The sequence below is a fragment of the Thermanaerothrix solaris genome (genome assembly GCF_032334255.1).
GTDB classification, from domain to species: Bacteria; Chloroflexota; Anaerolineae; order Anaerolineales; family Anaerolineaceae; genus Thermanaerothrix; species Thermanaerothrix solaris.
Genome location: NZ_JAUHMF010000001.1, coordinates 1,619,661 through 1,632,356, shown reverse-complemented (window position 1 = coordinate 1,632,356; position 12,696 = coordinate 1,619,661). Strand labels below are relative to the sequence as shown.

8 protein-coding genes are annotated in these 12,696 nt (G+C 61.3%); 3 read left to right on the top strand and 5 right to left on the bottom strand.

The window, feature by feature from the left end:
* Positions 1-100 precede the first annotated feature (100 nt).
* The 4 genes from pfkA to rpsB all read right to left on the bottom strand — a co-directional run bounded on the left by pfkA (position 101) and on the right by rpsB (position 3,543).
* Positions 101-1,084: a 6-phosphofructokinase gene (pfkA, locus tag QYE77_RS07485; RefSeq protein WP_315624754.1), complete on the bottom strand. Its 984-nt coding sequence runs from the start codon at positions 1,082-1,084 to the stop codon at positions 101-103.
* 101 nt (positions 1,085-1,185) lie between these two features.
* Positions 1,186-1,905: a UMP kinase gene (pyrH, locus tag QYE77_RS07480; protein ID WP_315624753.1), complete on the bottom strand. Its 720-nt coding sequence runs from the start codon at positions 1,903-1,905 to the stop codon at positions 1,186-1,188.
* 60 nt (positions 1,906-1,965) lie between these two features.
* Positions 1,966-2,577, bottom strand: coding sequence for a translation elongation factor Ts (gene tsf / locus QYE77_RS07475; protein ID WP_315624752.1), 612 nt, complete (start codon positions 2,575-2,577; stop codon positions 1,966-1,968).
* 51 nt (positions 2,578-2,628) lie between these two features.
* Complete coding sequence (rpsB, locus tag QYE77_RS07470) at positions 2,629-3,543, bottom strand: 30S ribosomal protein S2 (protein ID WP_315624751.1); 915 nt, start codon at positions 3,541-3,543, stop codon at positions 2,629-2,631.
* Positions 3,544-3,945: 402 nt separating this feature from the next.
* On the opposite strand from rpsB, the gene QYE77_RS07465 reads away from it, so the two are divergent.
* Positions 3,946-6,687: a PEP/pyruvate-binding domain-containing protein gene (locus QYE77_RS07465; RefSeq protein ID WP_315624750.1), complete on the top strand. Its 2,742-nt coding sequence runs from the start codon at positions 3,946-3,948 to the stop codon at positions 6,685-6,687.
* 19 nt (positions 6,688-6,706) lie between these two features.
* Here the strand turns inward: QYE77_RS07465 and QYE77_RS07460 are convergent, their stop codons facing one another.
* On the bottom strand, positions 6,707-7,645 hold the full coding sequence (locus tag QYE77_RS07460; protein ID WP_315624749.1) for a hypothetical protein: 939 nt from the start codon (positions 7,643-7,645) through the stop codon (positions 6,707-6,709).
* A gap of 334 nt (positions 7,646-7,979) precedes the next feature.
* On the opposite strand from QYE77_RS07460, the gene QYE77_RS07455 reads away from it, so the two are divergent.
* Positions 7,980-9,794, top strand: coding sequence for a tetratricopeptide repeat protein (locus QYE77_RS07455; protein ID WP_315624748.1), 1,815 nt, complete (start codon positions 7,980-7,982; stop codon positions 9,792-9,794).
* Positions 9,795-9,804: 10 nt separating this feature from the next.
* Complete coding sequence (locus tag QYE77_RS07450; RefSeq protein ID WP_315624747.1) at positions 9,805-12,648, top strand: transglycosylase domain-containing protein; 2,844 nt, start codon at positions 9,805-9,807, stop codon at positions 12,646-12,648.
* The last annotated feature ends 48 nt before the right edge of the window (positions 12,649-12,696 follow it).

Genomic DNA, 12,696 nt, shown 5'->3' with positions numbered 1-12,696 from the left:
TTCGTATGAGAAAAACCCTCTTTCCATCGGCAGGTGGCGGGCAGGGACGATGAAAACCCTTTAAAACGCATAACCCCCTCTACGGGGGTAAGAGCTCGTTCTAGCGCGCCAGCGTGATTGCCATTTGGTAATATTCCAGCGGCAAATCACGCTTGCGAGCGGCTACCTCAGCCAGATCCACTGCCACGACCTCGCGACCGCTCAACCCCACCATCACACCGGAACGTCCCTGGTGCAGAAATTCCACCGCCTTGGTGCCTAAGCGCGAGGCTAGCAAACGATCAAAGGCACTGGGCTTGCCCCCGCGCTGAATGTGCCCAAGAATGGTCACGCGCATGGTGAAGCCCACCTCCATCTCGTCAATCTGGCTGGCCAGTTCGGTCACCGAAGGACGGGCGCCCTCCGCTGCAACGATGATAGCATGGGTCTTGCCACGGCGGTAGGCGTCCTGAATCGCCTGGGCAACCGCTTCCACCGAGGTCTCGATTTCAGGGATGAGCACCAGTTCTGCGCCGCTAATAATGCCGGCTTGCAACGCCAAGTAACCCGATTCGTGCCCCATGGTTTCAACCAGGAAGGCCCGGTTATGCGATGAGGCCGTATCGCGCAACTTGTCTATGGCATCCACGATAGTGTTGAGCGCCGTATCAACTCCGATGCAGATGTCGGTACCGTAGATGTCGTTATCAATGCTGGCCGGTACACCCACTACCGGCACCCCGCGTTGGTGCAAAGCCAGAGCGCCCCGCTGGCTGCCCCCGCCTCCGATGACCACCAGGGCATCCACACCGGCAGCGTTCAATTGGCGCAGGGCTTCTTGTTGAGCTGCGGGTTCCAGAAAGGTCTTGCTGCGCGCCGTTTGCAGAATGGTACCGCCGCGTTGCAGAATGCCGCCCACATCGCGTGCACCCAGGGGAATGAAGTTCCCGCGAATCAGGCCATCAAACCCTCCCATCACCCCCAAGACCTTCATCTCATAATGTAGAGCTGTGCGCACCACAGCGCGAATGCAGGGGTTCATCCCCGGAGCATCACCACCAGCGGTCATCACGGCAAGGGTGCGAATCTTTGGCAGGGCATCCATGGCATCTCCCTGAATCAGTGCAACGGTTTTCTGGATTGTACTCGACACCGCCCCGCGCGGGAAGGGGCGAGAGATTTCAGGCCCACCCGTTGGGACCGGGGTTAGCCAGCGTGCACCAGAGTGCCGCGAATCTCACCCAACAGCGAGAGGCGCAAGGCATCCGGATCCCACAGATTGAGCACCAGGATGGGTAACTTATTCTCCATGCACAGGCTGATGGCGGTGCTATCCATCACCTCCAAGCGGCGGTTGAGGGTTTCGATGTAGGTCAGGCGGTCGAATTTAATGGCATTGGGGTTGCGTTTGGGGTCGCTATCGTAAACGCCATCCACCTTAGTGGCTTTGATCAACACATCGGCATTGATCTCCATCGCGCGTAGAGCAGCGGCGGTATCGGTGGAGAAGTAGGGGTTGCCGGTGCCGCCACCAAAGATGACCACACGCCCCTTCTCCAGGTGGCGGATAGCGCGGCGGCGAATATAGGGTTCGGCCACGGCGTGCATTTCGATTGCCGATTGCACCCGTACCACCACGCCCAGGCGTTCCAGAGCATCCATCAGCGCCAGTGCGTTCATGACGGTGGCGAGCATGCCCATATAATCGGCAGTGGCACGGTCCATGCCGGCCTCCAGCCCGACCTTCCCGCGCCACAGATTGCCAGCGCCGATAACAATAGCCACGTCCACCCCCATCTCGCGCACCTCGCGGATGCGTTGAGCAATATCATCGGCCGCTTTGGGATCAATGCCATATTCCTGCGGTCCGGCCAACGCCTCCCCACTCAGTTTTAGCAGAATACGGCGGTATTTCAGTCCTTCCATTGCGCAGACACCTCCAGTCAAAAAAGAGGCCAACCGTTACGGTTGGCCTCCGAAATGGCATTACGCTTCTTCGGTTGTTTCGCCCAGCGCCCAACGGACGAAGCGCCTAATGACAATATTTTCACCCAAGGCGACGCGCACATCGTTGAGCAGATCTTGAACGGTCAGGCTTTCATCGCGAATGTAGCGCTGGCGCAAGAGCACCGTCTCGTCCTTGAATTTATTCAGCGCGCCCTCGACGATGCGGGGGATAATGTGCTCGGGTTTGCCCTCTTCGCGCGCCTTGGCTGCGGCGATTTGTGCCTCGTGGTCAAGCACCTCTTGCGGAATATCCTCCTCGCGGATGTAAAGCGGAGCGCTGGCGGCGATTTGAAGGGCCAATTCGTGGGCAAAGTGGCGGAATTTCTCGCTCTTGCCGACGAAATCGGTCTCGCAGTTGACCTCGACCATCACGCCCACGCGCCCATTTCCATGGGAATACAGTTCAATGACACCCTCAGACGCCTTGCGGTCGGCACGCTTGGCCGCGGAAGCCAATCCCTTCTCGCGCAGGATATCCACCGCTTTCTTAAAATCGCCTTCAGCCTGCTCCAGGGCCTTGCGGCAGTCTAAAATGCCGGCATTGGTCGCCTCGCGCAGTTGCTTGATCATGTCCGTAGTAATGGTTGCCATACGATCTAATCCTCTCACCCAAAGATTTGCAAATAATGATGTATGATCGGCTCAGGCTTCTTCTTCGTCTTCAGCCTCGATCTCTTCAATGTCTTCGACTTCTTCCTCTTCTTCGTCCTCAATCGCCTTGCGCGCAGGGCGGCCGCTCAGTTTCGCCAGCGTCGCATCGCCCAGTAAATCCTCATCGCCAATTTCTTCTTCATCCAGCATGGTGTAGCGAACAGCGGTAGGTGCAACCGCAAAGGTAGGCTCGACTTCCTCTTCCACCACTTCCTCTTTGCGCAGGGCCTTGCCTTCAAGCACGGCATCGGCAATTTTGCCCACCAGCAGTTTGATAGCGCGGATAGCGTCGTCGTTGGAGGGAATGACGTAGTCCACGCCGGTGGGGTCGCAGTTCGTATCCACCAAGGCGATCACCGGGATGTTCTTGAGATTGGCCTCGTGCACAGCGGTGGCTTCACGGCACACATCCACCACGAAAAGTAAGTCGGGTAAGCGCTTCATGGTGCGCAGACCGCTAAGGCGGGTCTGCAGACGGACGATCTCGCGCTCGATCAGCAGGCGTTCCTTCTTCGTGCGGGCCTGGAGTTCGCCGCTATCGCGCATTTTTTCCAACCGATCCAATTCCAGGATACGCTGATAGATGGTAATCCAGTTGGTCAGGGTGCCGGGTAGCCAGCGTTCGACCACGTAGGGCATACCACAGCGCTGAGCTTCCTCGCGGATGGTATCCTGAGCCTGGCGTTTGGTGCCCACAAAGAGCACCGTTCCGCCCTTGGATACCGTATCCACGACCACCTTGTAGGCCTCATTGAGGGCTTTGACGGTTTGTTGCAGATCAATAATGTGGATTCCGTTGCGCTCGGTGAAAATGTAGGGGCGCATCGCCGGATGCCATTTGTTGGTGCGGTGGCCAAAATGCACCCCGCTTTCGAGAAGAGCCTTCATGGAAATGACATTAGCCATTACAAAAACTCCTTTCGGTTTGGCGTTATTCCTCCGCGGCTTCTTCCCATTCCCTCACCCCAACCGGGGCACGCCAGGATTGGTCTGACCGCGTGAGAGATGATAGGCTACCCTGAGTGGATAGCCGTCCAAGTATAACACAAATTTTTGAGAATCGTCCAGTTTCGCGCGGCCTGAGGGGATGGCTAAATTCGGTGAATCTCAAAAAATAGGCTGGGATTGAGCACCCTAAATCTCACTTAATTGCTGCCAAATTGGGACGAAAAACATCGCAGCAGCCAGCGCTACATAAGCCAGAATCGGGGTCTAATAAACCTCCTCCCCTAAACCGCAGGGACACTCCGACGCACTTTTTATCTTGCTATATAATGTTACTATCTTGCGAACCCCTTGTAAATCCATATGTCCACGTCTTACCTGCTGCCCCTGACCTCCTCCGCAGCCTTAGACCTGAACCTGAGTGGCGGTAAAGGGGCAAACCTGGCGCGCCTCACCCAAGCCGGATTGCCCGTGCCAGACGGCGTGGTGTTGAGCACCGCGGCTTATCGCGAATTTGTACGCGCTAACCACCTTGAAGTCGTGCTTGCCCCAGCCTGCCAGGCCAACCCGAATGCTCCCCTTGCCGACCTAGAAGCTCTCTCTGTGACCATTCGTCAGGCCTTCCACGCCGCGCCGATCCCAACCGAAATTGCCGCCGCCATCCAGGAATGGTATCGGCAGGCCGGGCAACCTTTGCTGGCGGTACGTTCATCGGCCACCACCGAAGACTTACCCGGCCTCTCGTTTGCCGGCCAGCAGGACACCTTTCTCAATGTGCAAGGTGACGATGCCCTGCTCCAAGCCGTGGTACGCTGTTGGAGCAGTTTATGGACGGCGCGCGCCATTGGCTACCGCTTATACCATCGCGTCCCCCAGCACGACCTGGCACTGGCGGTTATTCTTCAGGTGATGGTGCCCAGTCAGGTAGCGGGGGTGATGTTCACTGCCAATCCCCTGACCGGAAAGCGCAATGAGGTCGTGATCAATGCGGCTTTTGGCCTGGGCGAAGCGTTGGTTTCGGGGCGGGTGGAGCCTGATGAGTATGTGGTGGATGCTCATGCTCAGCGCATCCTCACGAAATCGTTGGGGCGCAAAGTCCCCTTCGCGGCAGAAGGGAAGCTCACGCCACCGGAGGCAACACCCCCAGTCCAAGCATTGAGCGATGAAGCCATCCTGACCCTGGCACAACTGGGCCAGCGCATTGAAGCCCTCTACCACTTTCCTCAGGATATCGAGTGGGCGTGGGTAGATGGACTTTTTTATATCCTTCAGTCTCGTCCGATCACCGCGTTATACCCTTTGCCGGATGGACTACCCGAACAACCGCTGCACGTGCTCTTCTCCATGGGCGCCGTGCAGGGGATGTTAGACCCCATCACACCCCTGGGGCGAGAAATCATCTTGCACTTGTTCGTCGCCGGAGGACGGCTCTTGGGTTACCACCTTACCCCAACCACCCAGCGCGCTGTGTGGGTCGCGGGTGAACGCCTATGGGTTAATCTGACCCCCTTGCTGCATACGCGGGTCGGGCGGCGCTTTGTACCCCTGATGCTGGGCCTGGTTGAACCTTCGACCCAGCAGGCGGTGCAGGACTTACTGGATGACCCACAGATCGGGTGGGATGCCCCTGTGCGTCTCAGCACCCGCCTGCGCCTGCTGCGTTTCGGCCTGCCGCTATTGGGTAATGTGCTCCTAAACCTTCTAACCCCAGATCAGCGCCGAGAAGCGCTCATCGCTCGCTTTGAAGACTTCCTTAATGCTTTGGAAGCCGACTTGCGGCGTCTTCCGCCAGACCCGCGGGCTAAGCTGGAGGCTCTAAGCGATGCCATTCCCCGCTTATTCCGCGCTTTGCCGGGCAAGGTGCGCTTGCTCATCGCCATCGTCGCCACCGGGATCGGGAGCCTGAACCTGCTGCGCTTGCTGGCGGGCCAAATCCCCGCGGGAACGCAGGGACGATCACGGCAGGAATGGGATACGTTGGTGCTGGAATTGACCCGTTCCCTGCCCTATAACCCGACCACAGCCATGGATCTGGCGTTATGGGCGATGGCCCAAGGGCTGAGGCAACACCCTCTCGCCCGGGAGGAACTTACCACCCTCGCCCCGGCAGCCCTGGCAGCGGCATATCGGGCCGGTCACTTGGCCGCGGAGACGCAACAGCAGGTAAGCCAATTTTTAGCCCGCTACGGCCGCCGCGGCTTGGCCGAGTTTGACCTTGGACGCCCCCGCTGGAACGAAGACCCTACTTCGGTTTTCGCGATCCTCCAAACGTATTTGAACTGGAATGAGCAGCAACCCACCCCCGATCAGGTCGCTGCTCAGGGCGAAGCCCGCGCTCACCACGCCCTGACCCTTCTTGAAGCCGGCATCCGCCATACGCCGCTGGGATGGCTTAAGGTTCACCTGGTGCGTTTCCTCGGCCGCCGCGTGCGGGCACTCTTGGGGTTGCGCGAATACCCCAAATTTTTCCTGGTGCGCGTGATGGGTGCGATCCGCGAGGTCTTGCTCGCCGCTGGCCGCGAGTTGTGTGCCCAGGGGGTGTTAAGCCAACCGGATGACCTGGTTTTCCTGACCTTGGACGAACTGCACGCTTTTGCCCGCGACCCCGGCAGTGCCGTTTGGCACGAGCGCATTGCCCAGCGGCGGCAGGTCTATGAACGCGAAATGCGACGGCGTCAGGTGCCACGCCTGTTACTCAGCGATGGGCGCGCGTTTTACGCTGGAATAAGCGTAAAAGAAGAAAGCGAGACCACATTGTGGGGTAGCCCGGTCTCACCAGGCATCGCTGAGGGGCGGGTACGCATTGTCTTTGACCCGCGCCAAGCCGAGCTCCAACCGGGCGAGATCCTGGTCTGCCCTGGCACCGATCCTTCCTGGACGCCGCTTTTCCTCTCTGCTGCCGGATTGATCATGGAGGTGGGTGGAATGATGACGCATGGCGCGGTGGTAGCGCGGGAATATGGCCTGCCAGCGGTCGTCGGCGTGGATCGCGCCACCCAGCGCCTGCACAATGGGCAGCGCATACGCCTGGACGGCGCCACCGGGCGGATTGACCTGCTGCCGGATGAAGCCCCTACCCAGCCCCCATCATCGGCAGTGGCCTGAGCGTGACCAGCCACCGGCTTTAGCGCATGACCTGGAGGGAGCGGAACATCGCATCGAGAGAGGCTAGGGTCGGCGTGAACGAGGTGGCCGGCTGGCGTTCCAGGTAAGCCGTCACCGCGGCATAATACCCCATCCAATCTGCATTAGGATCGCTAAGGTCAGGCACGCCCACATCTGCCGCCGGCAAACCAGGGTGGCTGAGGGGCATGGTGGCCACAATATACCAGGCACCATCTGCGCTGAGCCCCTGAAACTCATAAAGCAGGTCGCTGTTCTCGATGGGGGTGACATCCTGCGCGTAATAGGTGATTACCCGAAGGCCGCTCCCACCGCTGAAATCCAGGCGTTGCACAGCGGCGGCAAAAACCCGCGCCGCCATGCTTGCAAATACAGGATGCGGCAGGTCTTCGGGCTGGTTGAGCCCAAACGGTCGGTTTAGCAGTACTCCTAATGTCTGGATCGCGCGGTCGGCATCGGGGTTCATTTGCATATAGTCGCGCGCCGGGTAAACCCAAATCCAGGGTTCATGAGCATGCTCGATGAGAGGATAATCCCACAGGCGCGCTCGCCAGTGGGCCGGAGCCACCTCCCAAGGGCCAAACGCCTCGGTTTCGCCAACAGCGGGCACGGTTTCTACATCCACCTGGAGGGCTAACTCTGCCGGCACATTGAGGCGCACTGGTCCCAGGGTCACGGCTTGCCATGAGGAAGGCGGGAGCGGGGTCTCCAACGGGCGCGCGGGAACCAGCGAGGCCGTTGCTTCAGAAGGGTAGGTTGCTTGCAGTTGGGCAACCTGGGTCTGCAGGGCGGCCAGTGTGCTGTGAAGATCGGAGGGGGAGGCAGACGATGGGGTTGGCGTCGTCGTCTCAAGGCTCAGGCGCGGCACCAGGCCGCACGCCAGGCTGAGCAACGCCCATAGCAACAAACCGAAACCAAACGTGCGGAATGGGGTAGGCATATGACATTACCTCCGTGCCGGTGTAGGAATATAGGGGAAGGACCACCAATAATCCGATAATTAAAATCACCTTACGGAGAATAAAGTTGCGGTATCACTGCGCACCGTGTTATCTGGGTTTGGGCATTAACCACCAGGCTGGAATAACATTGCCATAGCCGAAATCGGTGACCCAAATTCTCGATTCAAGTCTTTGTTTGTCTTGTATTCGAAAGGTGCGAAACGCGCAATACTGGCATTGTTGCTCCTAATATACACCCGCTCCGATTATTCTAAAACCAAAGCCATACTTTCGTTTGTTTGTTCCCGTTACCATTTCCCGCGCCCGCCTTCCTTGCCCGCTCGGGCAGGCTGTGCTACACTTTTCACCAGCATGGTAGATGAGCAAATCCTGGCCGAAGTACGCAACGCCCTGGCACAGGGACAGCGTGCCCGCGCTCGTGACCTGCTGACGCGGTTATTGCGCCGTGATCCCAACCAGCCCGAGTACTGGCTGTGGATGAGCGCCGCAGTGGAGACGCCCAAAGAGCGCCTGTACTGCCTGCGCGAAGTCCTGCGCCTCGACCCCGACAACCTGGATGCACGGCGGGGTTTGATCCTGATGGGTGCACTCCCGCGTGACGAGCGCCTGGTTGTCCCGGCAGCCCTACAGCGCCGCACCTGGCAGGTGGAACTGGAAAAACCGCGCGATGAAGCCACCCATCACTTGTGGCGGCGCATCGCCCTCTACGGCGGTCTGGTGGTGCTGGTCCTGGCATTAGTGACCGCAGGAATTTTCAGTGTGAACCGCCTCCGCCAGCGCGCCCAGCCCACCCGTGCCGCCATTTCCTTCCAGCCCCTCCCTACCGCTACTCCCTTGCCACAGATACAAACCACTGTCACCCCCAACCCCGCCTTCACCCCCACCATTACCCCGCCCTGGGCAGCGCTGGAAGCCACCTATACTCCTACCCCCGCCTATGGGCGCACCCCTCATCCGATTATTGAAGCCTACAGCTTGGGTGTGCGCGCCTTCGAACGGGGGGATGATAATCGTGCCATCCAATACCTGGATCAGGCCGCACAAATCCAGCCTGCCCCTGATATCTATACCCTGATCGGGCAAATTTACTTGAAACAAGGCGCTTACGCCCAGGCATTGGATGCCTTCAACGCGGCGCTCAAGGCGGATAAAAACTACGCCCCGGCTTACCTGGGACGGGCGCGCGCCTTGCTCGGTGCTAACCCCGGCCAGGCCGATGAAGCCGCGCGCAACCTGCAAGAGGCCCTGCGCCTCGACCCCAACCTGGCCGAAGCCTACCTCGAACTGGCCGCCCTGGCCAACGCGCAAGGGGATGACGCAGGGGCTGCCAACTACCTCGAGCAGGCCGCCAACCTGATCCCCGAGTCACCCTGGATAGCTTACTACCGCGCCTGGATTGCCTTGCGCCAAAACGACCTGGAAACCGCGTTAGCCCAGGCGCAGGAAGCGTTACGACGCGATGTGTCCTTGCTGCCGGCATACCGTTTGCTGGGGCAAATTTATCTCTTACAGGACCAGCCCGTGCTGGCTATCCCGCCCCTGGAAGTGTACTTGACCTACGGGCCTGCCGCTTCCGATAACGAAGTGCTGAGCTGGCTGGCACAAGCCTATGCCCGCCAAGGGCGCGTTGAGCCAGCCCTGGCCCTGCTGGACCGCGCCCTGGCCGCCGACCGCCTGAACCTGGCCCTGTGGTTGCAGCGCGGCGAGATCAACCTGGAAGCCAAAGCGTATGAAGCCGCATTGGATGATTTCAAGCAGGCGCTCAACCTCAACCCGCGCTCATTTGCGGCTAACCTGGGCCGCGGGCGGGCACTGTTAGGCCTGGAAGCCTATGGCGACGCCTACATGCAATTGAGCAAGGCTGAGGGGCTGGCACGTAGTGACGCCGATAAAGCCGCTGTGTACTACTGGCGCGCCCAGGCTGTGGAACCCTTAGACCCGCGCGCCGCTTACGCCGATTGGCAGCGCCTGCTCACCCTCCCAGAAGAGGCTGTGCCCGTCGCCTGGCGCACCCAAGCCCAGCAAGCCCTGGCGCGCCTGGCTACTCCCACGCCCACCTTACTCCGTTCCTCCACCCTGACCGGCACCCCGCCCACCCCGACCCCGGCGGTCACCGCCACCCGCTAAGAAAACCAGCATGCGCGCATTGTGGGTCCATCATATCCTGCAAGCTCGCCGTATCCGCCAAGCCCACCGCCGGCGCGCCTTCAGTCGGCGCGTTTTACGCCTCGGGATGGGCATCACGCTGGTGGTCGCCTTGAGTGTGGTGCTCCTGAGCCTGGGACTGGCGCTGGGCTACGCCGTCCTCACCGCCGACTTGCCCTCCATTGAAACTTTGAGCGCCTTGTTGGCGCCGAATACCGGGCGCCTCATCCAGCCCACCCGTCTGTATGACCGAAGCGGTACCCAGGTGCTGGCGGCACTGGATGGCGGCATGGGCGCGCGGCGTTTTCGTACCGTGGAGCCGGGCTCGCCCGAAGCGTTCAGTCCCCTGCTGGTGCAGGCTACCCTCACCCTGCACCAGCCCGATTTTTGGACCAGCCCGGGGTTTGCTTTTAGCCTTGACCCAACCCCCAAAACCCTCGCCGAGCGCCTGGTCAGCGATCTCTTACTCTGGCGCGAGCCGCCCTCACTGCGGCGGGCGTTGCGCATGCGCCTGCTGGCCTGGCAAGCGGTTGCCCGCTTCGGACACGCGCAGGTGCTGGCGGCATACCTCAACAGTGCCCGCTTTGGTCCTCAAATCTACGGTGCGGAGCAAGCCGCCCTGCGCTACCTCGGCAAGACCGCGACCGACCTTAACCCCGGCGAGGTGGCGCTCTTACTGGCGGCGTTAGAAAGCCCTGCCCTCAATCCGCTGGACACCCCTGAGGCGGCGCTGGAACGCCAACGCCAGGTGCTGGAGCGCTTGCTAAAGGCAGGGGTGATTGATTCATCTACCTACAACGAGGCGCGTCAACATCCTCCCACCTTGCTCCCGCGCCGCGAGGCGCCCACCACGCCGGAGGATGCCTTTGTGGCGCAGGTGCAGGCGGCGCTGGCAGCCACCTACCCGGCCGAGGTGTTGGAGCGCGGCGGGTTGCGCCTGCTCACAACGCTGGATCGCCATCTGCAGGCGCAACTGGCCTGTGCCCTGCGGGTTTATTTTCAAAACCTGGCGGTGGGTAGCGAGGCTGAAGCCGCTTCCTGTGCGGCGGCACGTGAGCTACCCCTCTTGCCGACGGCTCTGCTCCCCCCTCAACCCGGCGCGCTGGCCGGCGGTGCCATCATCGTGGATGTGAACCGGGGCGAGACACTGGCACTGGTTGAAATGGATGCCCAAGGCCGGTATGCCACTGCCCTCAGCCGCCGTCCCAGCGGCAGCCTGCTCACCCCCTTCCTGGCGCTGGCCGCCTTTGCCCGCGGGATGAGCCCGGCCACCCTGGTCTGGGACATCCCCGCTGCGACTACCGAGGCAGAGGTTGCCTCCGCCGCGCGCTACCACGGGCCAGAACGCCTGCGCCTGGCATTGGTGGGCGATGATCGGGCGGCCCTGGACAAGGTGATGGCTCAACTTGGTGCACCTACGGTGGTGCAAACCGCCCGCGCTCTGGGGTTGCCCTTGAGCGAGATGGAGGCTACGACTTTCTTAACCCAGGGTGCCCCGCTCACCCTAACCGAAATTGCCCAGGCCTACCTGCCCTTCGCCACCCTGGGATTGGGCTACCATGTGGACGGCTGGCCGGCCTCACAGCCGCTGAGCGTGCTGCGCCTGGAAGGCAGCGATGGCACGCTGTGGTTGGATGGCGAAACGCCCGCCGTGCGCCCCCTGATCAGCGCGCAACTGGCTTACCTGGTGCATCACATCCTCGGCGATAGCGAAGCGCGCCGCCAGCGCCTGGAAAACGCCGAAATGCTCTCCCTCGGGCGTCCTGCCGCGGTTAAAGTGGGGCAGGTGGAGGATGGGCAGACGGTGTGGGCGGTCGGTTACACCCCGCACTACCTGGTGGCGGTGTGGGTGGGCTACCGCGCCGGTGAAACGGGGGCTGCGCTCAGCCCGTCCCTCGCGGCTGGCCTGTGGCAGGGGCTGATGCGCTATCTCCACCGCGACCTGCCGCCGCAGGATTGGCCGACCCCACCGGGGATCACCCTGCTCAACGTCTGCGACCCCTCCGGACTGCTGCCGACCGCCGATTGTCCCCAAGTGGTGCGGGAGGTCTTCCTCAGCGAGAACCTTCCCACCCAGTACGATACCCTCTATCGCCGCTACGCGGTAAACCGTGAGACCGGACGCCTGGCGACAGCCTTCACCCCGCCGGAATTGATTGAAGAGCGTGTCTATATGGTCCTACCACCTGAAGCCGCCACCTGGGCGGCACAGGCCGGCTTACCCTTACCCCCTACCCAATATGACAATATCCCCAGTGTGCCGAGCAACCCACAGGTGCACTTCAGCCAGCCGCCACCTCTGGTCTACCTCCGGGGAACCGTGACGGTGCAGGGCAGTGCGACGGCTGCCGATTTTGCCGCTTACCGCGTCCAGGTGGGGGAAGGCTTGAACCCGCGGACTTGGGTCACCCTGGCCACGGGGGAGGCGCCGGTGGATGAGGGGGTGCTCGCCACCTGGGATACCACCGCCCTGCCTGACGGCGTTTACATCCTGCGCTTGACCCTGGTACACCGGGATCAGCGGGTGGAGACGGCTCTGCGTCAGGTGACGGTGGATAACACCCCTCCACAGGTGCAGGTGAGCCTGCCCCGCGCGGGTGAGACCCTGTTGCGCCCGACCAACGGCGTAGTCGGCCTCTATGCCGAAGCCAGCGATACCTATGGGGTGCATCGCCTGATCTGGCGCCTGGACGGGCGCGTGATCGGCGAGACCTTTGCCCCGCCTTATATCCGGCTGTGGGAAGCCGTCCGCGGCGAGCATACGCTGGAGGTCATTGCCGAAGACCTGGCCGGCAACCGCGCGACCAGCGCTGAAATCCACTTCACCGTGCGGTAGGCGAAAAAATGCCCCACCGCCCTCGGGGGAGAGCGGTGGGGGTCGCTG

Coding starts and splice junctions, on each gene's coding strand:
- pfkA (WP_315624754.1), bottom strand. CDS start 1,084: ATGGATGCCCTGCCAAAGATTCGCACCCTTGCCGTGATGACCGCTGGT.
- pyrH (WP_315624753.1), bottom strand. CDS start 1,905: ATGGAAGGACTGAAATACCGCCGTATTCTGCTAAAACTGAGTGGGGAG.
- tsf (WP_315624752.1), bottom strand. CDS start 2,577: ATGGCAACCATTACTACGGACATGATCAAGCAACTGCGCGAGGCGACC.
- rpsB (WP_315624751.1), bottom strand. CDS start 3,543: ATGGCTAATGTCATTTCCATGAAGGCTCTTCTCGAAAGCGGGGTGCAT.
- QYE77_RS07465 (WP_315624750.1), top strand. CDS start 3,946: ATGTCCACGTCTTACCTGCTGCCCCTGACCTCCTCCGCAGCCTTAGAC.
- QYE77_RS07460 (WP_315624749.1), bottom strand. CDS start 7,645: ATGCCTACCCCATTCCGCACGTTTGGTTTCGGTTTGTTGCTATGGGCG.
- QYE77_RS07450 (WP_315624747.1), top strand. CDS start 9,805: ATGCGCGCATTGTGGGTCCATCATATCCTGCAAGCTCGCCGTATCCGC.